The sequence below is a fragment of the Stutzerimonas stutzeri genome (assembly GCF_019090095.1).
GTDB lineage: Bacteria > Pseudomonadota > Gammaproteobacteria > Pseudomonadales > Pseudomonadaceae > Stutzerimonas > Stutzerimonas stutzeri_AN.
This window is the reverse complement of record NZ_JAGQFP010000002.1, coordinates 2,099,251-2,124,601: the sequence shown is the minus strand read 5'-3', so window position 1 is coordinate 2,124,601 and position 25,351 is coordinate 2,099,251. Positions and strand designations below refer to the sequence as shown.

23 protein-coding genes are annotated in these 25,351 nt (G+C 62.2%); 11 read left to right on the top strand and 12 right to left on the bottom strand.

All coding sequences use genetic code 11. The features are described 5' to 3' along the window. Positions 1–53 precede the first annotated feature (53 nt). Positions 54–1,073, bottom strand: a complete 1,020-nt coding sequence (locus KVO92_RS19575) for a TRAP transporter substrate-binding protein (protein WP_217477171.1) — start codon at positions 1,071–1,073, stop codon at positions 54–56. 150 nt (positions 1,074–1,223) lie between these two features. Between KVO92_RS19575 and KVO92_RS19570 the strand changes: the two genes are divergently transcribed. Continuing rightward, positions 1,224–2,177 carry a LysR substrate-binding domain-containing protein gene (locus tag KVO92_RS19570; RefSeq protein ID WP_217477170.1) on the top strand — a complete coding sequence of 318 codons (954 nt, stop codon included), beginning with the start codon at positions 1,224–1,226 and terminating at the stop codon, positions 2,175–2,177. Positions 2,178–2,269: 92 nt separating this feature from the next. Here KVO92_RS19570 and KVO92_RS19565 read toward each other — a convergent pair whose 3' ends face one another. Further along, on the bottom strand, positions 2,270–3,850 hold the full coding sequence (locus KVO92_RS19565; RefSeq protein WP_217477169.1) for an aldehyde dehydrogenase (NADP(+)): 1,581 nt from the start codon (positions 3,848–3,850) through the stop codon (positions 2,270–2,272). 142 nt (positions 3,851–3,992) lie between these two features. Further along, on the bottom strand, positions 3,993–4,988 hold the full coding sequence (araD1, locus tag KVO92_RS19560) for an AraD1 family protein (RefSeq protein WP_217477168.1): 996 nt from the start codon (positions 4,986–4,988) through the stop codon (positions 3,993–3,995). A gap of 122 nt (positions 4,989–5,110) precedes the next feature. On the opposite strand from araD1, the gene KVO92_RS19555 reads away from it, so the two are divergent. After that, positions 5,111–6,067, top strand: a complete 957-nt coding sequence (locus KVO92_RS19555) for a LysR family transcriptional regulator (RefSeq protein WP_217477167.1) — start codon at positions 5,111–5,113, stop codon at positions 6,065–6,067. Between the two features lie 48 nt (positions 6,068–6,115). Here the strand turns inward: KVO92_RS19555 and KVO92_RS19550 are convergent, their stop codons facing one another. Further along, positions 6,116–6,400 (bottom strand): SelT/SelW/SelH family protein, encoded by a 285-nt coding sequence (locus KVO92_RS19550; RefSeq protein WP_217477166.1) that lies wholly within the window; start codon positions 6,398–6,400, stop codon positions 6,116–6,118. Positions 6,401–6,471: 71 nt separating this feature from the next. Here KVO92_RS19550 and KVO92_RS19545 point away from each other — a divergent pair, with 71 nt between their 5' ends. Further along, positions 6,472–8,655: a patatin-like phospholipase family protein gene (locus KVO92_RS19545; RefSeq protein ID WP_217477165.1), complete on the top strand. Its 2,184-nt coding sequence runs from the start codon at positions 6,472–6,474 to the stop codon at positions 8,653–8,655. A 28-nt stretch (positions 8,656–8,683) separates the two neighbouring features. Here the strand turns inward: KVO92_RS19545 and KVO92_RS19540 are convergent, their stop codons facing one another. The 3 genes from KVO92_RS19540 to recQ all read right to left on the bottom strand — a co-directional run bounded on the left by KVO92_RS19540 (position 8,684) and on the right by recQ (position 13,596). Next, positions 8,684–10,615, bottom strand: a complete 1,932-nt coding sequence (locus tag KVO92_RS19540; protein WP_217477164.1) for a hypothetical protein — start codon at positions 10,613–10,615, stop codon at positions 8,684–8,686. Between the two features lie 255 nt (positions 10,616–10,870). Beyond that, positions 10,871–11,308, bottom strand: coding sequence for a MarR family transcriptional regulator (locus KVO92_RS19535; RefSeq protein ID WP_217477163.1), 438 nt, complete (start codon positions 11,306–11,308; stop codon positions 10,871–10,873). 164 nt (positions 11,309–11,472) lie between these two features. After that, the gene (gene recQ, locus KVO92_RS19530) at positions 11,473–13,596 is read right to left on the bottom strand and encodes a DNA helicase RecQ (protein WP_217477162.1); all 2,124 of its coding nucleotides are present in this window, start codon (positions 13,594–13,596) and stop codon (positions 11,473–11,475) included. Positions 13,597–13,827: 231 nt separating this feature from the next. On the opposite strand from recQ, the gene KVO92_RS19525 reads away from it, so the two are divergent. Both KVO92_RS19525 and KVO92_RS19520 read left to right on the top strand, forming a co-directional pair. After that, entirely contained in the window at positions 13,828–14,415 is a 588-nt protein-coding gene (locus KVO92_RS19525) for a YecA family protein (RefSeq protein WP_217477161.1), read from the top strand. 15 nt (positions 14,416–14,430) lie between these two features. Continuing rightward, positions 14,431–14,832 (top strand): YbaN family protein, encoded by a 402-nt coding sequence (locus tag KVO92_RS19520; protein WP_217477160.1) that lies wholly within the window; start codon positions 14,431–14,433, stop codon positions 14,830–14,832. Positions 14,833–14,848: 16 nt separating this feature from the next. Here the strand turns inward: KVO92_RS19520 and KVO92_RS19515 are convergent, their stop codons facing one another. Continuing rightward, the gene (locus tag KVO92_RS19515) at positions 14,849–15,439 is read right to left on the bottom strand and encodes a tRNA-uridine aminocarboxypropyltransferase (protein ID WP_217477159.1); all 591 of its coding nucleotides are present in this window, start codon (positions 15,437–15,439) and stop codon (positions 14,849–14,851) included. A gap of 96 nt (positions 15,440–15,535) precedes the next feature. On the opposite strand from KVO92_RS19515, the gene KVO92_RS19510 reads away from it, so the two are divergent. Beyond that, complete coding sequence (locus KVO92_RS19510; RefSeq protein WP_217477158.1) at positions 15,536–16,186, top strand: glutathione S-transferase; 651 nt, start codon at positions 15,536–15,538, stop codon at positions 16,184–16,186. A gap of 12 nt (positions 16,187–16,198) precedes the next feature. Here the strand turns inward: KVO92_RS19510 and KVO92_RS22820 are convergent, their stop codons facing one another. Further along, entirely contained in the window at positions 16,199–16,324 is a 126-nt protein-coding gene (locus tag KVO92_RS22820) for a PA1414 family protein (RefSeq protein WP_272876521.1), read from the bottom strand. A gap of 160 nt (positions 16,325–16,484) precedes the next feature. After that, the gene (aceK, locus tag KVO92_RS19505) at positions 16,485–18,209 is read right to left on the bottom strand and encodes a bifunctional isocitrate dehydrogenase kinase/phosphatase (protein ID WP_217477157.1); all 1,725 of its coding nucleotides are present in this window, start codon (positions 18,207–18,209) and stop codon (positions 16,485–16,487) included. Between the two features lie 159 nt (positions 18,210–18,368). Between aceK and KVO92_RS19500 the strand changes: the two genes are divergently transcribed. Continuing rightward, positions 18,369–19,352, top strand: a complete 984-nt coding sequence (locus KVO92_RS19500; protein WP_254621483.1) for a DMT family transporter — start codon at positions 18,369–18,371, stop codon at positions 19,350–19,352. Here the strand turns inward: KVO92_RS19500 and KVO92_RS19495 are convergent. Together KVO92_RS19495 and cysK are read right to left on the bottom strand one after the other, a co-directional pair. After that, positions 19,279–20,154 carry a DMT family transporter gene (locus KVO92_RS19495; RefSeq protein WP_217477156.1) on the bottom strand — a complete coding sequence of 292 codons (876 nt, stop codon included), beginning with the start codon at positions 20,152–20,154 and terminating at the stop codon, positions 19,279–19,281. The genes KVO92_RS19500 and KVO92_RS19495 overlap by 74 nt on opposite strands. Before the next feature lie 326 nt (positions 20,155–20,480). Then, on the bottom strand, positions 20,481–21,455 hold the full coding sequence (gene cysK / locus KVO92_RS19490) for a cysteine synthase A (RefSeq protein WP_217477155.1): 975 nt from the start codon (positions 21,453–21,455) through the stop codon (positions 20,481–20,483). A 141-nt stretch (positions 21,456–21,596) separates the two neighbouring features. Between cysK and KVO92_RS19485 the strand changes: the two genes are divergently transcribed. From KVO92_RS19485 to KVO92_RS19470, 4 genes are all read left to right on the top strand, one after another. Next, a complete protein-coding gene (locus KVO92_RS19485) occupies positions 21,597–22,667 on the top strand; it encodes a DUF748 domain-containing protein (RefSeq protein WP_217477154.1) in 1,071 nt (356 codons plus the stop codon). Between the two features lie 137 nt (positions 22,668–22,804). Further along, the gene (locus KVO92_RS19480) at positions 22,805–23,650 is read left to right on the top strand and encodes an AAA family ATPase (RefSeq protein WP_021208613.1); all 846 of its coding nucleotides are present in this window, start codon (positions 22,805–22,807) and stop codon (positions 23,648–23,650) included. Between the two features lie 52 nt (positions 23,651–23,702). Continuing rightward, positions 23,703–24,101 (top strand): GFA family protein, encoded by a 399-nt coding sequence (locus tag KVO92_RS19475; protein ID WP_217477153.1) that lies wholly within the window; start codon positions 23,703–23,705, stop codon positions 24,099–24,101. 47 nt (positions 24,102–24,148) lie between these two features. Further along, positions 24,149–25,327: a vWA domain-containing protein gene (locus tag KVO92_RS19470; RefSeq protein ID WP_217477152.1), complete on the top strand. Its 1,179-nt coding sequence runs from the start codon at positions 24,149–24,151 to the stop codon at positions 25,325–25,327. The last annotated feature ends 24 nt before the right edge of the window (positions 25,328–25,351 follow it).

Here is a 25,351-nt window from a genome sequence, read left to right as displayed (position 1 = left end):
GGCCGTGGCCGGAAAGCCGTTGCTCATCGAAGATGGAAGCCGCATTGCGCGGCTCAGAGCATGCCTTTGTCCTGCAAATAGGCCTGGATGGAGTCCACCGCCTCCTGGGCCTGGGGACTGCGCTCACGCCAGCGCGCCCATTCGTCTCGCGCGGACTGGCGGAACTTCTTCAGCTCGTCCTCGGTGAGCGAAGTCAGGGTCACGTCGCCTTTCTGCTTGGCCGCTGCGACCTGCTCGTCGTCTTTTTTCTGCAGGTCGCTGACCAGCTGCTCGGTGAAGGCATCGACGGAGTCTTCGAGGATCTTCTGCTGTTCGGGTGTCAGGTCGTCCCACAGCGCCTTGTTCACCGAAATGTCCTTCATCGGCATCGAGTGGAAGCCGGGATAGACCGCGAACGGCGCGTACTTGTGGTAGCCCTGCTGATAGTTGGTGGAGAACACCGTGTAATCGGCCGCGTCGATCACGCCTTTCTCCAGGCCGGTGTAGACCTCCGAGGTCGGCAGGTTCACGGGCGCCGCGCCGACCAGCTTGAAGATGTTCGAAACCATGCCTTCAGGGGCGCGCACTTTCAGGCCCTTGAGGTCATCGAGGGTTTCGATCTTGCGCTTGCTGATCAGCGATTCTGCCCCGACGGCTCCGGCACGGATGAGATGGACGTTATAGGGCTCGACCAGGCGGTTGTAGCCCGCCTCCCCGCCAGCATTACGCATGTAGTCGAGAAACGGCGCCGGGCCGCTCCAGGCGCCGACCATATTGCCGTACACCGCGAACGCGGGGTTCTTGCCCGAGAAATAACCGGGATCGGTGATATGACCCTGGATGATGCCGGCGCCAACCGCGTCCAGCGTCTCGTTGTTGCCAACGATGGTGCCGGTGGGCAGGACTTCGATGTTGATCTCGCCGTTGGTTTTCTCGCCGACGCTTTTCGCCCATTGCTGCGCGATGCGGTACTCGTCGTCACCGGCATTGACGTTGATCTGGAATTTCCAGTCCTGGGCAGCAGCGGCGCTGCCGGAGCCAAGAATCAGGCTCGCCGCAAGGACAAGACCGGCACGGGGGGTAATCGGTTGCATGGTTGCCTCTCCACTTATTGTTATTCGGCATCTATGGCCGCGGTGACAGTGCTTCTGGTGCCTGTCCGCTGTTGAAAAGAGTAAAGAGCGCAGCCATCATCAACAAATACAAAATCTCGCCAGACCGATGCATAAACGGGTATACCTGACATGAAGCCGATCAACAGCAACTGGTTCGTGCGGGCTCGCCTGAAGAACCGCCACATCCCTCTACTCGTGGCCCTAGGCGACACCGGCAACCTCAACCGAGCCGCCGAAGGCCTGGGCATTTCCCAACCGGCGATCTCGAAGCTGTTGAAGGAGCTGGAAGACGGGCTTGGCGTCGCGCTTTTCGAGCGTCATGCGCGAGGCGTGGTCCCGACCCTTTACGGCGAGACCATGATCCGCCACGCCAGGCGCTTGCAGAGCACACTGGACAACGTCTACAGCGAAGTGGACGCGCTGCGCCAGGGCCAGCAAGGACACGTGCGGATCGGCACCATCCTCACACCGTGTGCCGACCTGCTGCCGGAAGTGGTTGGCCGCGCCAAGCAGCGCTTCCCGAACCTGGAGCTGAGCATTCGGACTGGCTCGAGCCGTGACCTGATGGCGATCCTCGACGATGGCGAACTGGACTTTCTGGTGGCGCGCTTCTTCGCCGGGAGCCAGCAGCATGATCTGCGTTTCGAACCACTGGCCAAGGAACCGCTACGGATCTGCGCCCGTGCGGGACTCATCCAGGGGCCGATGACCCGCGCCGAGCTGAACGCCGCCGACTGGGTATTGCCGCCGGCAGGGAGTGTGTTGCGTCAGGAGTTCGATGCCTTGTTCCAGCGTGTCGGCATGCGCCCACCCTCCAAGGTGGTCAACGCCGAGAACCTGCTGATGGTTACCACACTGGTGGAGAAGAACGACATGCTGACCGTTCTGCCACGCGACGTGCTGGCGCACTACGCGCGTTATGGAATGCTCGCTGAGATCGAAGTCGACGCCAGCATCGACACCGACCTGAATCAGGGCCTGATGGATTTCGGCATCATCACCAAGGATCAGCGCCTGCTCTCCCCGGCCGCACGCAACGTGCTGGAACTGCTACGCGAAGTCGCCGAGACAACGCTGGCTTGACCCCGCCCGGTAAAGACACACTGGAGCGCCATCGACATGGCGCTCCAGATCGTCGTTCGGCTGATGGCCAGCACACCGGCCATCACGTTGAGTTAGATCGCATTACGGGTCGTTTCGCCATCCACGAGGCGGTTGATACCCAGCGGGTTGGCATTTTTCAGCGCATCGGGCAGTAACGAGTCCGGGAAGTTCTGATAGCACACCGGCCGCAGGAAGCGGTCGATCGCCAACGTACCGACCGAGGTGCCGCGCGGATCGGAGGTGGCCGGGTACGGCCCGCCATGCACCATCGAATCGCACACCTCGACGCCAGTCGGATAGCCATTGAGCAGCAAGCGCCCGGCCTTTTGCTCCAGCAGTGCGGTGAAATCGGCGAAGGCGTCCAGATCTGCCTCGTCTGCGATCAAGGTCGCGGTGAGCTGGCCACGCAAGCCGTGCAGTGCTCGCAGCAACTCCGCCTTGTCGGTAACCTCGACGACGATGGTCGTGGGCCCGAAGACCTCTTCCTGCAGCAACTCATCCCCATCGATCAGCAGTTGCGCATCCGCCTTGAACAACTGCGGCCGCGCCTGGTTGCCCTCCTGCGCGGCGCCAGCCAGATGGGTCATGCCCGGATGCGCCTGCAAATGCTCCAGACCCTTGGCATAGCTCGCCAGCGTACCGGCATTGAGCATCGTCTGTGCCGGCTGTTCGGACATGAAGCCGGTGAGCCGCTCAAGGAACGACGAAAATTCCGCCGAACGAATGCCGATCACCATGCCGGGATTGGTGCAGAACTGGCCACAACCCAGCACCACGGACGCCGCCAGCTCGTTGGCGATGGCATCTCCGCGCGCTTTCAGCGCTTCGGGCAACACCAGCACCGGGTTGATGCTGGACATCTCGGCAAATACCGGGATCGGCTGTGGACGTGCGGCCGCCATGTCGCACAGCGCACGTCCGCCGCGCAGCGAGCCGGTGAAGCCGACCGCCTGGATTGCCGGGTGCTTGACCAGCCACTCGCCAACACCGCCGCCGTAGATCATGTTGAACACGCCCTTGGGCATGCCGGTTTTCTCGGCGGCGCGCAGTATCGCATCGGCAACCAGCTCGGCCGTGGCCATGTGTCCGCTGTGGGCCTTGAAGACTACCGGGCAGCCGGCGGCCAGCGCCGAGGCGGTGTCGCCGCCAGCCGTGGAAAATGCCAGCGGAAAATTGCTGGCGCCGAATACCGCGACCGGGCCCAGGCCCATGCGGCATTGGCGCAGATCGGGACGCGGCAACGGTTTGCGCTCCGGCAGTGCGCGATCGATACGTGCACCGTAGAAATCACCACGCCGCAGCACCTTGGCGAACAGTCGCATCTGCCCGCTGGTACGTCCGCGCTCGCCCTGGATGCGCCCGGCCGGCAGCGCGGTTTCCTGGCAGACCAGCGCGACGAAGTCGTCACCGAGCGCGTCGAGCTCGTCGGCGATGGCGTCGAGAAATTCGGCGCGCCGTTCAGCGGAGAGCGCACGGTAGGTTGGGTAGGCCGTCGCAGCGGCTTCAGCGGCAGCGTTCACTTCCTCTTCGGTTGCCTGAATGAATTCGAAGGGCAGCGCCGCGCCGCTGGTGGCGTCATGGCTCTGTAGCTTGCGGGTGCCAGCGGCGCTGCGCGCGCCGGCAATGTAGTTGTGGCCAATAATGGCGGACATGGAAATATCTCCTCTACCTGGTGGTTCAGGGGCTCCGCATGACGTGCGGAGAATGGCCGGCGGCCCGTGGCCGTAACTGCCGGTCTCAACGACTCGCTCAGCTGTTCGCCACGTATGACAGCACGGTTGCCCAGCGCCTAACTCAGAGCGCCTTTACACCGCCGGCCTTGATGCCGGCCTGGCGGACGGCGATGCCATTGCGCAGGGGCTCACCGAAGGCATCGAGACTGATCTCGAACTGGTCGCCCGGCTGCGCCCTGATCCCGTCGGCGAACGACAGCGTAGCCGTGCCGAAGAAATGCACGTGTACATCGCCAGGACGCAGGAACTGCGTGTACTTGAAATGATGGTATTCAAGATTCTCCAGGCTATGGCACATGTTCTCCTCGCCAGAGAGAAACTCCTTCTCCCAGAGCACCGCTCCGTTGCGGCGGATGCGGCTGACGCCTGACAGGTTCGCCGGCAGCTCGCCGACCCGCAGTTCCGGGCCGAAGGAGCAAAACCTCAGTTTGGAGTGAGCCAGGTACAGGTAGTTCTTGCGTTCGGTCACATGATCGGAGAATTCGTTGCCAAGCGCGAAACCGAGCCGGTATGGCTGGCCGTCGTCACCGATCACATAAAGACCAGTCAGCTCAGGCTCTTCGCCGAAGTCCTCGGAAAAGTCGGGGGCGGGAAAATCCGCTCCGGGACGAACCACGACGCTGCCGTCCCCCTTGTAGAACCACTCGGGCTGCGCTCCGACAGTCCCCGGTTTTGGCTTTCCACCTTGCATACCCCAACGGAACATCTGCATCGTGTCGGTCAGCTTTTCCTCGGCCTGCTCGACCTGCTGATGCATTTTGTCTCGTGTCGAAGCGCTGCCCAGATGTGTCAGGCCAGTACCACTGACCAGGCAGTGCGCCGGGTCTTGATGATCCAGCGGCGGCAACACCCGGCCCGTTTCCAGCAGCTGCCGATACGCCGGACCTGCATCGTAGCCCTGGGCGTCGATCTGGGCAGCCAGGCTGTTGCCATTGCGGATGGCGGCCAGCGCCAGCTCGCGGGTGCTGCTCATCCCACGCACCACAGCGATGCGCTCATCGCCCACCACGCCGACCTGGCGCTGGCCCTGTTCGTTCTCGAATTGAATCAACCGCATGAGACGTCCTCTTTCGTCTTGAAGGCCCGCACGTGCAGGCAGCTGCTGCGATCACTTTAAAAAGCACCGCAGGTGGTGCCTAATGAAAGCTTCTGATTGAGTGATAACTTCCCGTCATCCCCATGATCGCTGCCCTGCCCTCCATCGTTTCTCGCCTGCGGCTCAAACAGCTGCGTCTTCTCATCGCGCTTGATGAACAAGGCTCGCTGCACCGCGCCGCCGAACAGGTAGCGATCAGCCAGCCCGGTGCGACCAAGGCGTTGCACGAAATCGAAGCGACCTTCGCCGCCGAGCTGTTCACCCGCAGCAGCCAAGGGCTGCAACCCAACGATCTGGGCCGTTGCGTGATCCGCTATGCACGGCTGATTCATAGCGATCTGGCGCACCTGCGCGAGGAAATGGTCGGCATTCTGCAGGGCCACGGCGGGCGGCTATCGGTAGGCGTGATCATGGGTGCCGTGCCCCTGTTGATGCGCGTGCTGGGTCGCCTGCGGCGCAAGCAGCCGGAGCTGTCGGTGGAAATCGTTGAAGACACCAGTGCGCGCCTGCTCGGGCTGATCGATGAGGGTCGTCTGGACCTTGCGATCTGTCGGAGCAGCGTCAGCCGGCGTCCGGATGCCTACGACTGCCTGACCCTGCACGAGGAGCAGCTGGCCGTAGTCGCCCATCCCCAACACCCGCTGGCCGGTGCGGAGCGGTTGAGCCTGGCTGATTTGAACGGTTATCGCTGGGTCATCTACCCGGCGAACATGCCGATGCGCCAGTTGCTCGAGCGCGAGTTCAGCGAAGCCAGCCTCGAGTTTCCGCGCTATCCGGTCGAAACCGCGTCCACCTTCACCACCCTCAGCCTGTTGCAGGAAGACCCCGAGCTGGTCGCGGTGATGCCGCTGTCGGTCGCCCGCTTCAGTGAAGGATTCGGCATGCTCCGGCGCCTGCCGCTAGAACTGCGCTCACGCAGTGAGCCCTACGGCGTCATCGTCCGGCACGGCGGCAGCCTGTCGCCGGCGGCGCGGCTGTTGCTCGAGGAACTGCGGGCAGAGAACGACCCGCCGGCCTCGGCCGCGCCGCGCGAGGGCTGACACCAGTCCCAATGCGACGCCCTCTTGTGTGCCGTCGCGTTTGAGCCGTTAACGCTTGTCGTTATGCCCGAGATCCCGCTGCGGATCGATCTCGTCGCGAACCCGCTGCTTCAGCTCCTTGGCTTCGGGAAAACCACCGTCGCGTTTGCGCTCCCAGATCTGCTTGCCGTTACAGCTGATGTGAAAGGTGCCCCCACTGGCCGGCGCCAGCGCGACCGTGCCCAGATCCTCGCCGAACGTCGACAGCAGCTCCTGCGCCAGCCAGGCCGCGCGCAGCAGCCACTGGCATTGCGTGCAGTAGGTAATCACGATGACGGGTTTGGTATCGGGCATGACAGAGCGCTCGCGGGCTGACGGGACGCCTATAATAGCCGCCATTTCGCTGTCGTCCCGTCGGTATTGCCATGTCCCGCCTACTCTTGCTGCTGATCCTTCTGCTACCGCTGACAGGATTCGCCGATTCTCAACCCACCACCGGCCTGGTCCTTTCTGGCGGTGCCGCACGGGGGCTGGCGCATATCGGCGTGCTCAAGGCGTTGGAAGAACACGGCGTGCGCATCGACGCCATCGCCGGCACCAGCATGGGCGCGGTCATCGGTGGGCTCTACGCAGCAGGCTACAGCGTCGAAGAACTGGAACAGCTGGCCAACAGCCTCGACTGGCAGCAGGTGTTGTCCGACGATCCGGCGCGCCAGGACGTCCCCTTTCGCCGCAAGCAGGACGACCGGGACTTCCTGGTCAAACGCAAGCTCAGTTTCCGCGACGACGGTAGCCTCGGCCTTCCCCTGGGGGTGATCCAGGGCCAGAACCTGGCGTTGCTGCTCGAGCGTCTGCTGGTACACGCCAGCGATACCCGGGATTTCGACCAGCTGCCGATTCCGTTTCGCGCGGTCGCCACCGATATCGCCAATGACCAGAAGGTCGTGTTCCGTAGCGGTCACCTGCCACAGGCTATCCGCGCCAGCATGTCCATTCCCGCCGTATTCGCGCCGGTGGAGGTCAACGGTCGGCTGCTCGTCGATGGCGGCATGGTGGACAACATCCCGATGGATGTCGCCCGCGAGATGGGCGTCGACCGGCTGATCGTGGTGGATATCGGCACGCCACTGCTGCCCCGCGAGCAGCTGCTCACGGTGGTCGACGTGCTCAACCAGTCCATCACCATGATGACGCGACGCAATTCCGAGGCGCAGCTGGCCACACTGCGCAGCGAAGACCTGCTGGTGCAGCCGATGCTGGCCGGCTTCGGCTCGACCGATTTCGGCCGGGCGGAGCAGCTGATCGATGCCGGTTATCGAGCCGCCAACGCGCTGGAAGGTCGCCTGCAGAGCATGCGGCAGGAAAGCGGTGGCAACCTTGCGCTCAGCCTCGCCCGCTCAGCCGAACCCCGCGCGCCGCTGATTACCGCGGTGCGCATCGAGAACAATTCGAAGGTCGGCGATGCGGTGATCCGCCAGTACATACGCCAGCAGGTCGGCGAACGTCTGGACCTGCAGGGCCTGCAAAAGGACATGGGCACGCTGTACGGGCTGGATTATTTCGAACAGGTCGAATACCGCGTCGTACATGGCAAGGAGGGGGGCAATACGCTCGTCATCACCACACGGGAGAAGCGTTCGGGCACCGACTATCTGCGCCTGGGCATCAATCTTTCCGACGACTTCCGAGGCAGCAGCGTGTTCAACATCGGCGCCAGCTTCCGCAAGAACGGTATCAACGAGCTGGGGGCCGAATGGCTGACGCGGCTACAGCTGGGGGATCACCAGGAACTCTTCAGCGAGTTCTACCAACCGCTGGATGCCGGCTCGCGCTGGTTCGTCGCGCCGAGCCTGTTCGCCGAAGCGCAGAACGTCGAGGCGATCATCGACAACGACCCCATCGCCGATTATCGCCTGCAGCGTTATGGCTATGGACTGGACCTGGGTCGGCAGATCGCCAACAACGGCGAGTTTCGCGTTGGTGTCGGCCAGGCCTGGGGCGAGGCGGACGTACGGGTCGGTGACCAAGCGCTGCCGGACTACTCCTTCAAGGAAGGCTACTACCAGCTCCGCTACTCGTTCGATACCGTGGACAACGTCGATTTCCCCCGCGAAGGCGAGGACATCGGCATTACCTTGCGCCAGTACGACCCGAGCCTGGGTTCCGACGAACGCTACCGGCAATGGGAGCTGCGGCTGGACAAGGCCGTCAGCTTCGGCCTGGACTCGCTGGTCATCGGCGGTCGCTACGGTCGCACGCTCGACGATGCCGACGTCGTGACCTCGAGCTTTCTGCTCGGCGGCGCTCGGCAGCTATCGGGCTTTCGGCAGGATGCCCTCTCCGGCCAGAACGTCAGCCTCGGACGTTTAATCTATTTCCGCCGGATGACACCCCGCTCGTTCCTACCGTTGGATTTTCCGCTGTACGTTGGCGCTTCGCTGGAGCGCGGGCGCGTCTGGAACAACGACAACGCGTTCGACAGTGGCTACATCAACGCCGGCAGCGTATTCATCGGATACGAGACGCCGCTAGGCCCGCTCAACTTCAGTTACGGGCTCAATGACGAAGCCGAGCGGGCGCTATACATGAACCTGGGGCGCAGCTTCTGATCGGGCGCCCCACTCTGCGGACTTGGCCTCAGGCGATTCTGGCAAGCAACTCGTTGACCTGCCGGCGCTGCTGCTCGTCGCCTTCGATGGCAAGGCTGTCGAGGATGGCGCAAGCGGCCTCCATATCGCCCTGCTTGATGTAGGCGACAGCCTGATTGAGGCGAACCAGGTGCTCAGGGTTAGGCTCCAGGCGGCGCAGCTCTTCGGCAGACGGCATCGACGCGAAGCTCTGCGCGTCATCGAGCAAGCTGGGCAGCTCGCCGATGGTCAGCAGGTCTTCATCGAAGTCACTCAGCCATGGTTGCGAATCTGTGGTCGGAACCTCGACTGCGCTCTCGGCCAGAGGCGCGCTCGGTACCGCCAGCGCCACCAGGGGTTCGTCCAATACGAAGCTAACGTCGGGATCGAACAGGTGCTCGGCTGACGGCTCCACCGGTGCGATCGCTGCCGCCAACGCGGGATGTAACGCCAACAGCTGATCCAGCTGTACCTGACTACCGCCTGTTTCCAGATAGCCGGCCGTCGACGCAACGTAACCGTCGACGTCGCCAGATTCGGCCAGAAGCCCGAGGTGGCGCAGCCGATAGTCGAGTCGTTCAGGCGCGCGCTCGATACCACGCACCAGCACCTCGATCGCCTCGTCGCGACGCCCATAGGACTGGTAGATGTCGGCCGCTTCGAGCGCGTCGGTTTCGCTTACCGAGGCCTGGGCCGGCTGGCGCGGCATCTCCACTGGCGCCGCCGCGGTCACGGGCACGGTGCCAGCCGAGGGGCTGGCCTTCGGCATCACTGCATCGGGAAAGCTGGGTTCGGATTTGGTGCGACGGCTAAACCACAAGCCGCCGAGCAGCAAGGCAATCAGGGCGCCGCCGCCTGGTAATGTCCAGTCTTGCCAGTTGAATGACGAAGCAGCGCTAGCTGGAGGTTCCACGACCGGCTGACCGCTCTGTGCCTCGGCCGGCGCCGGCACCTCCTGCTGTGGTGACGCGGATGCTTGCGAGTGTTCCCGCTCGGCCAGCTGTGCACTGACGTTGTTCAACTCCAGACGCATGTCGATGAGCAGTTGCTTGAGCTGCTGGTTCTCCTCGCGGCTGGCCGCGAGCTGCTCGGCGAACTGACGACGCAGGGCTGCCAACTCATCCACGGCGGGTTCCAAGACTGGCGTCGACAAGGGCTGAGCGTCTGATTCGACCGCTGACTGAAGCTGCCCCGCATCGACTCCGTCCGACACGGCTTCGGCAGCCGCGGGTGCGGTTCGCTCGGCACTATCGGGCAACAGCAGGTTAGCGTTCGCCTTGAGCCGTGCGGCGTCTCCACCGAAGAAGGCGTCGGGGTTCAATGCCTGGATGTCACGCATGAACTGCGCCCGTGAAGCCCGCGTGCCGCCTGCATAGAGTCCCGCAATGGTCCAGAGACTCTCGCCGCTCGCGACTCGATGGCGCTTGCCCTGCGAGGCCTGCGGCAGCTCCGCCGGCGGCACGAAGCGCGCGGGCTCGGTAGTCACAGGCGACACCACGGCTGCAGAAACACCGCCGGCGACGCTGCCGGTTGTGTCAGGCGTAATGGGCATCGGGTCGAGCAAAACGGTGTACTCGCGCAACAGACGGCTCTTGGCCTGCGTGATCTCCACCAGAAAATTCAGATAGGGCTCGCGGACCGGCTTGCTCGATGCGACCCGGATGCGACTGCGATCGCCGTCGATGACCGGAGTGAAGCTCAGGTCCTGAAGAAAGACCGGTCGGTCGATGCCTGCCTGGGCAAAGTCACTGCTCGAGGCCAACACAACGCGAATCTCGTCGCTCGACAGCTTGCCTGCGTCAAGCAGATCGATCTCGGCGGCCAACGGCTGGTTCAGCGCGGAGTGAAGCGTGATGTCCCCCATACCCAACGCCAGCGCCATGCCCGAATAGAACAGTGAGCCAGACGCCACTGTTAACAAGACTCGACGACCTAATGCCATGGCGGATCTCCACAAGTGGCACGCGGCGCTTTGGTCGCCCGCCCACTGTTCGATTACTGAACTGTGACGCGGTTATCGACGGGAACTTGAAAAGATTGAAGCTGTTCGTCGGCTGTGCGCGTAAAGGCATTGTGCCATCACCGCCAAATACTAGCCTAGCGTCAAATAGCAACGACGCGCTCTGATTGCACCCAAAGCCCGACTCGCCGCGAATCGCAACGTTCGGCCGTGGCGCAGCCTACCGGGGCGTTGCGGCTAACTTTTGACGCGGCCAAGATTGGCCAGGATGCGTTCGTGTACCTGTTGGCACATCCGCAGGTCGTCATCGTCGATCCCTTCGAACAGCTCTTCACGCACCTGGGTGGATATCGCCTCGATTCGCTGGATCAGTGGACGTGCCGGCGCGCCCAGGGTGATGAGCTTGGCCCGACGATCGCCTGGGGCGGGCTGGCGATGCACCAGCCCTTGCGCTTCGAGACTGTCCAGCAATCGCGCCAGCGTCGGCCCCTCCACTGCAACGCTTTGAGCAAGCTCGCGCTGACTGGGATCGTGATCGAATCGGGCGAGATGCAGCAGGACCAGCCATCGCGCCTGAGAAAGACCCAGGTCAGCCAGCCGCCGGTCCAGCTCGGCGCGCCAGCCACGCGACAATTGCGCCAACTGCATGGCGAATCGATGTTGCTCGGGGTACATGGGAATGACGATTCCGAAATGCTAATAATTAGCGAGCTAATCACAGCTCCGGAACGCTGGCAAGGCTGGGTTTGCCCGGGTACGTTACGCTGTGTTGCAGGACGCCGCGCTAGACAGGGCGGCGTACAAGCCAAGCGACATTGCGTCGCAGTGTCAGCGAACCTTTAAAGCTCGAATTCGGCTTGGAGCGATGCCCGTACACAGAACAGCACGGCTTCAGGTACCCGTCCGGCAAAGTGCTCGGCAACGGCTGCCACAGGCGGCAACTCGCCCTCGCCGTCGAGAAAGGCCTCCTGAATTTCCTCGAGCAATGCCTCCGGCAGGTCAAGCGCCTGGTCCAAACTAAGCTGCTGCTGGCCGATGGCTTCGGCGAGCATGGCGTACACGTTCTTTTCGCTGCAGTCGAGCTGGCGGGCGATCTGGGCGGGCGTCATGCCGGCGCGCGCCAGCGTAATCAATTCGTGGCGGATATCGGACGGTGATCGGGGCGCACTTGCCGTACCTTGCAGCACCTCCAGGAAGGCCTGCCCGTAGCGCTCCAGCTTGCGCGCACCCACGCCGCTGATACGGGCCATGTCGCTCAGCGACCCTGGCTGGCTGCGAAGCATCTCCAGCAGCGTCGCATCGGGAAAGATCACATAAGGGGGCACGCCATGCTCTTCGGCGAGCTTGCGACGTAAGGTACGCAACGCCTCCCACGTCTCGCGCTCCTCGCTGCGCACCAGTTGGCTCGCGGCGCTGGCTGACGATTTGGGGGCCTTCGCGGCCAATTCCCGACGCAGCTCCAGGGTCACCTCGCCGCGCAGCAGCGCGCGGCATGAGTCGCTGAGGCGTAGCCCACCGAACCCCTCCAGATCCACATCGGCCAGCCCGCGGGCCACCAACTGGCGGAACAGCGAGCGCCATTCCCCTTCCGACAGTGCCTTGCCGACACCGAATACCGACAGATGCTGATGGCCGAGACTGCGGATCTTCTCGTTGTCGCGCCCCAGCAAGATATCGACCAGGTGGCCTACGCCGTAGCGTTGACCGCTGCGGTAGATGGCCGACAACGCCTGCCGCGCCGGTTCGGTGGCATCCCAGGTCTGCACGCCATCGACGCAATTGTCGCAATGCCCGCAGGGCTCGGGCATCTGTTCGTCGAAATAGGCCAGCAGTACCTGGCGGCGGCAGCGGGTCTCCTCGCATAGCGAAAGCATGGCGTCGAGCTTGTGTTGCTCGATGCGCTTGTGCCGCTCATCACCCTCGGAATTGTTGAGCATCTGCTTGAGGAAGATGACGTCCTGCAAGCCGTACGCCATCCAGGCGTCAGCCGGCAAGCCATCCCGACCGGCGCGGCCGGTCTCCTGGTAGTAGGCTTCCAGCGACTTGGGCAGATCCAGATGCGCAACGAAGCGCACGTTGGGCTTATCGATGCCCATCCCGAACGCGATGGTCGCGACCATGATCAGACCCTCCTCGTTGAGGAAGCGCTTCTGATGGAACGCCCGCAGGTCGTTGGGCAGCCCCGCATGGTATGGCAGCGCCGGAAACCCTTGCTCGGTGAGGAACGCTGCGATGTCGTCAACCTTCTTGCGCGACATGCAGTAGATGATGCCGGCATCGCCGCGACGCTCGGCCAGGAACGCCATCAGCTGCTTGCGCGGCTGCTCCTTGGGCACGATGCGATAGAAGATGTTCGGCCGATCGAAACTGGACAGAAATCGTTCGGCGTTTTCCAGGTGCAGCCGCTGGACGATTTCCTCACGCGTCCGTTTGTCCGCCGTCGCCGTCAGCGCGATGCGTGGAACCCGGGGGAAAAACTCGGCCAGTTGACCCAGCTGGAGGTATTCGGGACGGAAGTCGTGGCCCCACTGCGAGACGCAATGCGCCTCGTCGATGGCAAACAGACCGATCTCCAGGCGCTGCAGAAACGCCAGCATGCGCGGCTGGACCAGCCGCTCGGGCGCGAGATACAACATCTTGATTTCGTTACGCCGCAGCCGCTCGGCGATCTCGCGCTGCTGATCAGGCGACAGGGTCGAGTTGAGCGCTACCGCTGCGACTCCCTGCTCCTCGAGCGTGGCGACCTGATCGTCCATCAGGGCGATCAACGGGGACACCACCACCGCCAGGCCGTCGCGCAACAACGCCGGCACCTGGTAGCAGAGCGATTTACCGCCCCCGGTGGGCATCAGCACCAGCGCGTCGTCGCCACCGGCTACGCGCTGGATGATCGCACCCTGGTTGCCACGAAACGCATCGTAGCCGAATACATCTTTAAGAATGCGCTGTGCCTGGTCGAGCATGCCGGTCTCCGAAACAAGACGCGCGAGTATACGCCACACCGGCGTACCGTTCAGGGCGAACAGTCCCCACGGCGATAACCGGCCAGGTGTGGAACTCCTGCGCGATTAGCTCCTCTGTCGAAGACGACGACGCCAAAAGCCGGAAGCGAACGCGGCAGTACCACGGTGCGGTAGCCGGGGGCTGGTGGCTCGTCTAGAATCACCTCTGTTCTCTATCCAAGGTAGTCATCGATGTCATTCGCCGAGCAACTCGCCCGCCTGCAAGTGTTTCTGGATGCAGATGATCTGCATGAAGAGGCGCTCGATTACATCGCCGCGCACGGCTACCTGACGGCATTGTGCATCTGTTCGGAGCCTGTGCCTGAGCGTGAATGGATCGACGCGCTGTTCGCCGAGCCGCCGAAGTACGCCGACGACACCGAGCGCGACGCCATCGAAGCGACGCTCGTCCAGCTCAAGGCGCATATCGCGCGACAGCTGGCCAGCGACGAGGACATGGAACTGCCGTGCGAGCTGGAAATGGGCGACGAGCCCGACGAATCCGACTTACGTGGCTGGTGCATCGGGTTCATGGAAGGCGTATTCATGCGCGAGGAGGTCTGGTTCGAAGACTCCGAAGAAGAGGTGAGCGAGCTGCTGCTTCCGATCATGGTCGGTTCGGGACTGTTCGACGAGCAACCGGAATTCAGCGACATCGCCGCGGATCGGGACCTGGTCGAGGAAATGGTCGCGCAGATCCCCGAGATCCTCACCGCGCTGTACCTGATCTGCCACGCGCCCGAAGAGAAGCCAGCCCTTCTCAAGCCACGCAAGCACTGACACCGGACCTTCGCCTTGGCCCACCGCGATATCCCGATGTATCGCAACCCGGTGGTACGTTACGTGCTGCTGGGTGTTGGTTGGTTAAGCGTTGTGCTCGGGGTTGTCGGTATCTTCCTGCCGGTTCTGCCCACGACCCCTTTCCTGCTGCTTGCCGCTGCATGCTTCGTTCGAAGTTCACGCCGTTTCTATAACTGGCTGGTCATGCACCCCAGACTCGGCCCGTGGTTTCGTGACTACCTGGAAGGCAACGGCGTACCGCTAAAAGGCAAGATCTACTCGATCGTGGCCATGTGGCTGAGTATTTCGCTGTCTTGCTGGCTGGTACCGATGCCCTGGGCACGCATCGGCATGCTCACCAGCGCGACGCTGGTCACGGTGTATATCCTGCGGCTGAAGACACTTCCCCCGCGCTAGCCGATTACACCATCCGTCACCGGGTGCCAGCATGATTACGCTGGAAGACCTCGTCCCCCATGGCCGCAATCTGCGCTTCGATCATCGCGTCGAATGGCTTTAACAGCGCATCGAAACGATTGCTGCCCTCAAGCAGGTTCAGCGTTGTCACGATCGCCTCGAGCGTGGACAAAGCGCCAGGCATCGGCGCCTTGCGCAGCCGATAGCGGGAGCTCAGCCCTTCCGGCAACGCCACGCGCGGCAGGCTCGCCAGCCACGGATTGACGTGCAGCAGCTTGCGCGCCTTGCGCCAGGTGCCGTCGGGGACGATCAATCGCAACGGTCGGGTCGCCTGCGCCAGCTCGCCGAGCCCTATGGCCTGTTCGCCCGGAAACAGCAGATAACTCTCGATACCGTCATCGATGGGTAGGTCGTCGAACCGCTCGCCAATGCGCAGTTCGGCATTGGTAAGCCCAAGCGCGGCCAGGCGCGCCGTATTCAGCGCATGCCCGGCTTCGCTTGGGTGCTGGAGGATCAATACGGCGGTTTCGTTGGTAACGGATGGAATCAAAGCGCACAGGCAATGACTCGACGGACGTTGGCATCGGCAACATAGGGGGCGCGACATGGATCCTCCCGGACAAGACGAGCAAGTCTGCCACATCTGCAGAAACCCAACGGTGGGCTAAGCTCATCGCGACATTCACGACGAGAGGGTCGCTCGATGCTTACGCTGCACCATCTGGATCATTCCCGCTCGCAGCGCGTGCTCTGGCTGTTGGAAGAGCTCGAGTTGCCATATGAGATCAAGCGCTATTCCCGCGACCGGCAAACCATGCTGGCGCCGGCTGAGCTCAAGAAGGTGCACCCGCTCGGCAAGTCCCCAGTGATCACCGATGACGACCTGACGCTGGCAGAGTCCGCGGCCATTCTCGAATACCTGCTCGAACGCTACGGCAACGGTCGGCTGGCCCCGCCGACGGGCTCGCCAGAACACCTTCGTTTTCGCTATTGGATGCACTACGCCGAAGGCTCGGCGATGCCCCCGTTGCTATTGAAGCTGGTATTCGATCGCGTGGCTAACGGTCCGATGCCGTTCTTCGTGCGTCCAGTGGCCAAGGCGATCGCCAGTGGTGCCAATAAAGCTTTCATTGGCCCGCAGCTGAAACTGCATCTCGACTACCTGGAGAGCGAGCTCGGGAAGTACGCCTGGTTCGCCGGAGATGAATTCAGCGCTGCCGATATACAGATGAGTTTCCCACTGGAAGCTGCACAGTCGCGAGCGGGCTTGGATGCCAGCCGGCCGCGCCTGAGCGCGTTCCTCCAGCGTATACGTGAGCGAGAACGAGGCGGTCCGGTGATGCCTGGCCGTTGATCGAGATGCCGATCAGCGCCTGCGGCGCGCTGAATCGTCTCGCTCTGCCTTGACCCGGATCGGCTGCAACCGAGGCGGTTCGATGAAGCCAAGCGCCACTGCCAGCTGCCAGCACACATTACTGAGCCATGCTTTCATGATGAACCCTCCTGCTTAGTTACGGGTCGGTGGAGCCATGGGCTTCGCAATCAGCATAACCCAAGAAGTGCCGCCTCGCCTGCGCCAGATGTTGCAGATTATTCGGCGCCGTGCGCTTCATTCGGCTCTATAAATTGCGACCCGGACGACGTCCAAGCGTTCATCGGCCGGGGTCGAGCTTGCGCCGGTACGGGAACACGTCGATCACTTTGCCGTCGCCTATGGCTTGCTGCAGGCTCTTCCAGTAGTTGGCGTCATAGAGGTCGCCGTGCAGCTTGGCGAATAGTCGTCGCTGCTGCAGATCCGCGAACAGAAAGCGCGGAAACTCTTCGGGGAATACGTCGTTCGGGCCGACCGAATACCAGGGTTCGGAGGCCATCTCATCCTCCGGGTAACGGGGCTCGGGGATGTATCGGAAGTTCACCTCGGTGAGAAAGCAGATCTCGTCATAGTCGTAGAACACCACTCGGCCATGGCGCGTGACACCGAAATTCTTCAGCAGCATATCGCCAGGGAAGATGTTGGCAGCCGCGAGTTGCTTGATCGCCAAGCCATAGTCGTCCAGCGCATCCTTGACCTGCTGTTCGCTGGCGTTTTCCACATAGATGTTCAACGGCGTCATCCGCCGTTCGGTCCAGCAGTGGCGTACCAGCACCGTATCGCCCTGTACCTCGACCGTTGACGGCGCGACCTCCAACAGCTCGGCAAGACACTCGGGTTCGAACTTGGCCTTTGGGAAGCGGAAATCGGCGAACTCCTGGGTATCGGCCATTCGCCCGACCCGATCGACACTCTTGACCAACCGATATTTCTCGATGACCGTCGCCCGGCTGACGCTCTTGGCGTGCGAGAAGCGATCCTTGATTATCTTGAATACCGTGTTGAAGCCCGGCAGCGTGAAGACGCTCATGACCATGCCGCGCACACCGGGTGCCATGACGAAGCGGTCATCGGTACTGGCCAGATGGTTGATCAGCGCACGGTAGAACTCTGACTTGCCGTGCTTGTAGAAGCCGATCGACGTATAGAGTTCGGCGATGTGCTTGCCCGGCATGATCCGCCTGAGAAAACCGATGAAATCCGCCGGAATCGGTACCTCGACCATGAAATACGAGCGCGTGAACGAAAAAATGATAGAGACTTCCGCCTCGTCGGTTATCAGGGCATCGGCAACGATGCCGGTGCCTTCCTGGTGCAGCAGTGGAATCACCAGCGGCCACTGCTCATCGCGGGTAAAGATCCTGCCAACCAGATAGGCGCCCTTGTTGCGGTAGAGCACGGAGCAGAACAGCTCCACGGTGAGTTCAGGGTCCTTGCGCACCCAATCGGGCAATGCCATCTGCAGTTGCGCCTCGAGCCGTTGCAGGTCGCCGTCGCGGTCTGCATAAGGCACAGCGAAGGCAAAGTCGCTCAGAACCTGCGCAAGCATGCCGTGCAGGTCGCTGCCGGGTCGGTATCGGCGTATCTGCGCCATTCGCTCGTGGGCACGATTCGCGGGACGGGTCGTGTGGATGAACATGGTGGCGTCGCTGATACAGTCGTGGCTGAACAGCGTGCAGAAGATCGAGTTGTACCAGGTCTCGGAGAGCTCATCATCGAAGCGCGGGTTGATCTGTTCGATGTAGGCTTTTTTCACCTGGGGCCAACGCGCCACCTCCAGCAAGACGTCGGCGTCGAATATCGAGCGCAGATTGGCCGCCGTTTCAGCGACCTTCTGCTCGTAAAGGTTGATCCGGGCGGCCGAGGCGCGCTGCGCGTCCTGCCACTGCGCCTGTTCGAAGCGAGCCCTTGCGCCTTCGGTGATCAATCGGAACTGTTCGCGATAGTCATCGAAACCCAGCAGAATCTGCTGGGCGATCTCGGCATCGGGTGATACATGCCCCATGGAAAGTGCTCTCTGCAGCGGCGAAAGCTTCGAGCTTAGCCAGAGGCGGTATTCATGGAAAGCTTGCAGATTGCATGAGGGTCGGTTTGAAAGCGCGAATCGGCTTGCCAGCTGACGGACGCTCGCCAACACTCCCTGTCTCTCTGCCTGGAGACTCCCATGCGCCCTCTCGACCTCGTTCGTCTGCTTGGCCTCGCCGCCATTTGGGGCGCGAGCTTTCTCTTCATGCGAATCATCGCGCCGGAACTGGGTACCTTCCCCACCGCCTTCTTCCGCGTGTCGTTCGCATGTGTCGGGCTCTTGGCGATCTTGATGATGATGCGGGTCCGCTGGGATTTCCGCGGGAAGCTCAAGCTGTGCCTGATTCTGGGCATGATCAATTCCGGCGTTCCGTTCGCACTCTATGCGCTGGCGGCCCAGTTCCTGCCGACTGGCTACTCCGCGATTTTCAACGCGACCACCCCAGTGATGGGTGTCCTCATCGGCGCGCTATTTTTTTCCGAGACGCTGACCGCAGCTAAACTGACCGGCGTGCTGTTTGGCCTGAGCGGCGTGGCGCTGCTGACCCGCACCGGCCCCGTCGCCTTCGATGCCCAATTGCTGGTCGGCGCCCTCGCCTGTCTGGGCGCAACCGCCTGCTACGGATTCGGCGGCTTCCTGACCCGCCGCTGGATCAATCAGGACGGTGGGCTGAATAGCGAGTTGGTCGCGTTTGGCAGCCAGGCAGGCGCCGTATTGTGCCTGCTGCCGCTGTTCGTGCTTTCCGTGCTGACCGCTCCACCCGCTTCCTGGGGTGGCGGTTCCGTCTGGCTCAGCCTGGCTGGCCTCGGTATCGTCTGTACCGCCTTCGCCTACATCCTCTACTTCCGCCTGCTTGCGGATATCGGCCCGGTTCGCACCCTCACGGTGACCTTCATCATTCCGCCGTTCGGTGTGCTATGGGGCGTACTGTTTCTCGGCGAGCGGCTGGACTGGGCCTATGCATACGGCGGTGCGTTGATCGCCGTAGCGCTATGGCTCGTATTGAAGCAGGCGCCGACCACAACGGCGGCGCCTGCATGCGAAGCGGCTAGGTGCGATTCGCTACCGGCCGGAACACCAGATAGAGGCCCATCACGATCAGCCCCATGCCAGCCAGACTAAGCGCGGGCAGGCGATTGCCGAAGACCAGATAGTCCATCACGGCGGTCACTGCCGGTACCAGATAGAACAGACTGGTCACGTTGACCAGGTTCCCCTTCGCGATCAACCGGTACAGCAGCAAGGTGGCCATAACCGAGATCACCACCCCCATCCAGAGTACCGACAGCCAGAAACCCGGTTCGAGCCGCAGGTCCAGAGGCTGAGTGAACGCAAACAACGAGCAGAGCGCCAATCCAGCCAGATACTGCAGCGGCATGGCGCGCAGCGGGTCGCCCTGGGCGCGCTTCTGCAGCATCGAACCCAAGGTGATGCTCAACAGCGCCAGTATGGCGCAACCCACGCCGGCCCCTGATAACCCGCCCACGCCGACGCTCTGGTAGACCACCAGCACCAGCCCAGCCAGCCCCAGCGACAAGCCGAACAACCGCAGTGGCCGCAAGGCTGCCCGTTCCGTCAGCACGGCCGTAAGGATCGGCTGGACGCCAAGCAGCGTGGCCATGACGCCCGGTGTCACGTGGAAATCCAAAGCCAGCAGATAGAAAATCTGGTAGCTACCCAGCAACACCACACCGGTAATCAGGGCCAGCCAACGCGCGCGCCAGCCATCAGGCAGCGATACCGCAGCCACCCTCGTCACGGCCAGCACCGCCAGCAAAGCGATCAGAAAGCGAACCAAGAGGAAGGCAAACGGTGATGCGTATGCCAGTCCCAATTTGGAAACGATTGCGCCGCTACTCCAGAGCAGCACGAACAGAGCGATGGTCGCGTGGGCGACCATCGCGTTGCGAGAGAAGAACATCATCCTGCCACCTTTCAATAAGGCATACGAAACTGCGCCAGCGGATGGCAGACGCAGTGACCGGGGAGCCGGCGAACCGGCGTGACTCAAGCCAGCGCGGGTGGCGGTGGCGGAGCCCGGAAAAAGCCCGGTGGTGGGCTCGCAGGATGGTGAAACGGCGTGTTCGGCATGAGCGCAGGCGCAACGGAGCCGGCCGCACTATACGGGCGGACCTGATCGATGGCGCTGCAGCAACACGTTGCGTGGCTCATACCGAACTCGAAGCGGTGGGAAAACAGACTATAGGTGTACCGCGCCGATTCCGCCAAGGCAGGATCGGCGCGGCGGGATCATTGCTGCAGTTCCTGCTCGCCGAACAGGTCGGCGAACAGCATGGTGGACAGGTAGCGCTCGCCGGAATCGGGCAGGATCACCACGATGTTCTTGCCCTGCATTTCGGGTCGCTCGGCCAGGCGTACCGCCGCCGCCATCGCAGCGCCGCAGGAGATGCCGCAGAGGATGCCTTCCTCTCGCATCAAGCGCAGGGCCATGGCCTTGGCCTCTTCATCGCTGACCTGCTCGACCTGATCGACCATGGACAGATCGAGGTTCTTCGGCACGAAGCCTGCGCCGATGCCCTGAATCTTGTGCGGGCTGGGCTTGACCTCCTCCCCGGCGAGGGTCTGGGTAATCACCGGTGAGCTGGTCGGTTCAACCGCCACGCTGAGGATCTTCTTGCCCTTGGTGGTCTTGATGTACCGCGACACACCGGTGATGGTCCCACCCGTGCCGACGCCCGAAACCAGCACATCGATATTGCCTTCGGTGTCATTCCAGATTTCCGGACCGGTGGTCTTCTCATGGATCGACGGGTTGGACGGGTTCTCGAACTGCTGCGGCAGGTAGTATTGCGCGGGGTCCGAGGCGGCGATTTCCGAGGCCTTCTCGATCGCGCCCTTCATACCCTTGGCCGGCTCGGTGAGTACCAGCTCGGCCCCAAGCGCCTTGAGCACCTTGCGTCGTTCCAGACTCATCGAGGCCGGCATCGTCAGCATCAACTTGTAGCCGCGCGCCGCCGCGACGAAAGCCAGGCCGATACCGGTGTTCCCGGACGTCGGCTCGACGATGGTCATGCCCGGCTTGAGGCGGCCGCTTTCTTCCGCGTCCCAGATCATTGCCGCCCCGATCCGGCATTTGACTGAGTGGGCCGGGTTACGGCCCTCGATCTTGGCCATGATGCTGACGCCCTTGGGCCCCAGCCGGTTGATCATCACCAACGGAGTGTTCCCGATGGCCTGCGCATTGTCAGCGTAGATGCGGCTCATGACAGTGTCCCTGCGAATGGAAAATCTGGACTGATCAGCCTATGCGCTGTCTCCTGGCTCGTCCAGCCGAACTCATCGATGCATGCCAGGGTCCACCCACAGGTAAGCCCTCCAGATAATCCAGACCAGACCGGGCATGCCATGAAAAAACGCTACCTGCCGCTATGGATATTGCTGTCGATCGCCCTGCTCCTGTTGGTCGCCCACCTGACCCTGCCCTACCTGATTCTCAACTACCTGAACGACAAGCTGGCGGACATGGGCGAATACCGCGGTCATGTCGATGACGTGGATCTGGCCTGGTGGCGAGGCGCCTATCGCGCCGACGGCGTCCTTATCGAGAAGAAGAGCGAGCGAGTCAAAGCCCCGCTGTTCAGCGCGCCGACCATCGATATCGGCTTGAGCTGGCGCGCGCTGTGGCAGGACCATGCGCTGGTCGGTGAAGTACGGCTGGAGCACCCGCAACTGAACTTCGTCGACGGCCAAGGGGCCGATGACTCGCAGACCGGCGAAGGCGTCGACTGGCGCGAGCGGCTGGAAGAACTGGTGCCGTTCACCCTCAACGAACTGCGCGTTACGGATGGGCAGTTGTCGTTTCGCAACTTCGAGTCAGACCCGCCGGTGCATGTCTACGCCAACGCGATCAATGCAAGCCTGTATAACCTGACCAACACCGCCGATGCACAGGGTCGTGTCGCGACGTTCGAAGGCACCGCGAAATTCCTCAACCACGCGCCGATGGAGGCGACCGCCCGCTTCGACCCCTATACCAATTGGGAAGACTTCGAGCTCAACCTGCGCGTGACCGATGTCGACCTGACCAAGTTGAACGACTTCAGCAACGCCTACGGAAACTTCGACTTCGCTGGAGGGACTGGCGACCTGGTGATGGAAGCCGAGGCCAACGACAGCCAACTGTCCGGCTATATCAAACCGCTGCTGCACAACGTCGAGGTCTTCAATTACGAGCAGGACGTCCAGAACAAGGACAAGGGGTTCTTTCGTGGAATCTGGGAAGCCGTGGTCGGGGCGGGTGAGGAAGTCTTGCAGAACCAGCGCAAAGATCAGTTCGCGACGCGGATCGAGCTCTCCGGAAGCACGAAGGATACCGAGGTCAGCCCGTTCCAGGCCTTTATCGCTGTCCTGCGCAACGCATTCGTGGAGGCGTTCTCCACCCGTTTCGAACGGTCGATGGGCGAAAAGGACGACTGAGACATGAAGGGGAGCTTGCGCCCATTCAGTGACTGAATGATCCGCTCGCGTTCACAGTGCATGTCCCATCCCTTATAGTCATTCGCCTAACCAGACATGACGCGCCTGCGTGCCAGGCCCAATCCAAGGAAATCCCGATGAAGTTCGAAGGTACCCAGTCCTACGTCGCCACCGATGACCTGAAGCTCGCGGTTAACGCGGCCATCACGCTGGAGCGCCCGCTGCTGGTCAAAGGCGAGCCGGGCACAGGCAAGACCATGCTCGCCGAGCAGCTGGCCGAGTCCTTCGGAGCGAAACTGATCACCTGGCACATCAAGTCCACCACCAAGGCACATCAGGGCCTCTACGAGTACGACGCGGTCAGCCGGCTGCGGGATTCGCAACTCGATTCCGACCGCGTGCATGACGTACGTAACTACATCAAGAAGGGCAAGCTGTGGGAGGCCTTCGAATCCGAACAGCGGGTCATCCTGCTGATCGACGAAATCGACAAGGCCGACATCGAGTTTCCCAACGACCTGCTGCAGGAACTCGACAAGATGGAGTTCTACGTCTACGAGACCAACGAAACCATCAAGGCCAAGCAGCGCCCGATCATCATCATCACCTCCAACAACGAGAAGGAACTGCCCGACGCCTTCCTGCGTCGCTGTTTCTTCCACTACATCGCGTTTCCCGATCGCGAAACCTTGCAGAAGATCGTCGACGTGCACTATCCAAACATCAAGAAAGATCTGGTCGCCGAAGCGCTCGATGTGTTCTTTGACGTGCGCAAGGTCCCTGGCCTGAAGAAGAAGCCGTCCACCAGCGAGCTCGTCGATTGGCTGAAGCTGTTGATGGCCGACAACATTGGCGAGGCGGTGCTGCGTGAACGTGATCCGACCCGCGCCATTCCGCCGTTGGCCGGCGCCCTGGTGAAGAACGAGCAGGATGTGCAGTTGCTTGAACGTCTGGCGTTCATGAGTCGTCGCGCCAGTCGCTGAACGTCGGCGGCTCCCGACGGAGCCGACCGCCTGACATGACCTGGAGAAAGCCATGCAAACGCATACCGGTAGTTGCCTCTGTGGCGTCGTGCGCTATCGCATCGACGCACCGATCAACGAGCTGACCCATTGCCACTGCAAGATGTGTCGCAAGGCACACGGTGCAGCATTTGCCAGCTATGCGAGCGTCCCGCTGGAAGCGTTTCACTTCCTGTCGGGCAAGGACCAGCTAGGCGTTTTCCATTCTTCCGAGCATGTCACGCGGACGTTCTGCATTCGTTGCGGCGCCAATCTGCAATTCGTCGACAATCGCGAGCACGAGTTGGGCGTCGCCGCCGGCACGCTCGACTCCCCCCTCCCCGTTCCGCCACAAGAGCACATCTTCGTGGACTCCAAAGCGGACTGGTACGAGATCCGCGACGGTCTTCCAACGCACAGCGAAGACCGCTGACCTACCTATAACCGGTGCCGCCGCGACGGCACTCCCGAGGTTCTGCCATGCTGCTTGGCCTGTTCAATGAGATGCGCGCCGCCAAGGTTCCGGTGTCGGTGCGCGAGCTGCTCGACCTGATCAACGCGCTGAAACACAACGTCGTGTTCGCCGACATGGACGAGTTCTACTACCTGTCCCGGGCCATTCTGGTGAAGGACGAGCGCCACTTCGACAAGTTCGATCGGGCCTTCGGCGCCTATTTCAAAGGGCTGGAGAACCTTGACCAGCATATCGAGGCGCTGATTCCCGAAGAGTGGTTGCGCAAGGAGTTCGAGCGCTCGCTGAGCGACGAAGAACGCGCCAAGATCGAGTCGCTCGGCGGGCTGGACAAACTGATCGAGGAATTCAAGAAGCGCCTCGAAGAGCAGAAGGAAAAGCACGCTGGCGGCAACAAGTGGATCGGCACCGGCGGCACCAGCCCGTTCGGCTCGGGGGGCTACAACCCTGAGGGAATCCGCATCGGTGACGCTGGCAAGCGCCAGGGCAAGGCGGTCAAGGTCTGGGACCAGCGCGAATACAAGAACCTGGACGATCAGGTCGAGTTGGGGACGCGCAACATCAAGGTCGCCTTGCGGCGGCTGCGCAAGTTTGCCCGCCAAGGGGCGCAGGACGAGCTGGACCTGGACGGAACCATCGATCACACCGCTCGCGACGGCGGCTTGCTGAACATCCAGATGCGTCCCGAACGGCGCAATGCGGTGAAGCTGCTGATCCTGTTCGACATCGGCGGCTCGATGGACGCCCACGTGAAGGTGTGCGAAGAACTCTTTTCCGCCTGCAAGACGGAATTCAAGCACCTCGAATATTTCTACTTTCACAACTTCATCTACGAATCGGTCTGGAAGAACAACTTCCGCCGCACCTCCGAGCGCACCTCGACGCTCGACCTGCTGCACAAGTACGGGGCCGATTACAAAGTGGTGTTCGTGGGCGACGCGGCCATGGCGCCCTACGAGGTGACCCAGCCCGGCGGCAGTGTCGAGCACTGGAACGAAGAAGCAGGTTACGTCTGGATGCAACGCTTCATGGAAAAATACAAGAAGCTCATCTGGATCAATCCCTATCCCAAGGACACCTGGGGCTACACCACCTCGACCGGCATCATCCGCGAACTGGTGGAGGACCGCATGTATCCGCTGACGCTGAGCGGCCTGGAAGACGGGATGAAGTTTCTGGCGAAGTAACCGCCGGACTGCTCGCTCGAAGGG

Coding starts and splice junctions, on each gene's coding strand:
- KVO92_RS19575 (WP_217477171.1), bottom strand. CDS start 1,073: ATGCAACCGATTACCCCCCGTGCCGGTCTTGTCCTTGCGGCGAGCCTG.
- KVO92_RS19570 (WP_217477170.1), top strand. CDS start 1,224: ATGAAGCCGATCAACAGCAACTGGTTCGTGCGGGCTCGCCTGAAGAAC.
- KVO92_RS19565 (WP_217477169.1), bottom strand. CDS start 3,850: ATGTCCGCCATTATTGGCCACAACTACATTGCCGGCGCGCGCAGCGCC.
- araD1 (WP_217477168.1), bottom strand. CDS start 4,988: ATGCGGTTGATTCAATTCGAGAACGAACAGGGCCAGCGCCAGGTCGGC.
- KVO92_RS19555 (WP_217477167.1), top strand. CDS start 5,111: ATGATCGCTGCCCTGCCCTCCATCGTTTCTCGCCTGCGGCTCAAACAG.
- KVO92_RS19550 (WP_217477166.1), bottom strand. CDS start 6,400: ATGCCCGATACCAAACCCGTCATCGTGATTACCTACTGCACGCAATGC.
- KVO92_RS19545 (WP_217477165.1), top strand. CDS start 6,472: ATGTCCCGCCTACTCTTGCTGCTGATCCTTCTGCTACCGCTGACAGGA.
- KVO92_RS19540 (WP_217477164.1), bottom strand. CDS start 10,615: ATGGCATTAGGTCGTCGAGTCTTGTTAACAGTGGCGTCTGGCTCACTG.
- KVO92_RS19535 (WP_217477163.1), bottom strand. CDS start 11,308: ATGTACCCCGAGCAACATCGATTCGCCATGCAGTTGGCGCAATTGTCG.
- recQ (WP_217477162.1), bottom strand. CDS start 13,596: ATGCTCGACCAGGCACAGCGCATTCTTAAAGATGTATTCGGCTACGAT.
- KVO92_RS19525 (WP_217477161.1), top strand. CDS start 13,828: ATGTCATTCGCCGAGCAACTCGCCCGCCTGCAAGTGTTTCTGGATGCA.
- KVO92_RS19515 (WP_217477159.1), bottom strand. CDS start 15,439: ATGTCGCGCCCCCTATGTTGCCGATGCCAACGTCCGTCGAGTCATTGC.
- KVO92_RS19510 (WP_217477158.1), top strand. CDS start 15,536: ATGCTTACGCTGCACCATCTGGATCATTCCCGCTCGCAGCGCGTGCTC.
- KVO92_RS22820 (WP_272876521.1), bottom strand. CDS start 16,324: ATGAAAGCATGGCTCAGTAATGTGTGCTGGCAGCTGGCAGTGGCGCTT.
- aceK (WP_217477157.1), bottom strand. CDS start 18,209: ATGGGGCATGTATCACCCGATGCCGAGATCGCCCAGCAGATTCTGCTG.
- KVO92_RS19500 (WP_254621483.1), top strand. CDS start 18,369: ATGCGCCCTCTCGACCTCGTTCGTCTGCTTGGCCTCGCCGCCATTTGG.
- KVO92_RS19495 (WP_217477156.1), bottom strand. CDS start 20,154: ATGATGTTCTTCTCTCGCAACGCGATGGTCGCCCACGCGACCATCGCT.
- cysK (WP_217477155.1), bottom strand. CDS start 21,455: ATGAGCCGCATCTACGCTGACAATGCGCAGGCCATCGGGAACACTCCG.
- KVO92_RS19485 (WP_217477154.1), top strand. CDS start 21,597: ATGAAAAAACGCTACCTGCCGCTATGGATATTGCTGTCGATCGCCCTG.
- KVO92_RS19480 (WP_021208613.1), top strand. CDS start 22,805: ATGAAGTTCGAAGGTACCCAGTCCTACGTCGCCACCGATGACCTGAAG.
- KVO92_RS19475 (WP_217477153.1), top strand. CDS start 23,703: ATGCAAACGCATACCGGTAGTTGCCTCTGTGGCGTCGTGCGCTATCGC.
- KVO92_RS19470 (WP_217477152.1), top strand. CDS start 24,149: ATGCTGCTTGGCCTGTTCAATGAGATGCGCGCCGCCAAGGTTCCGGTG.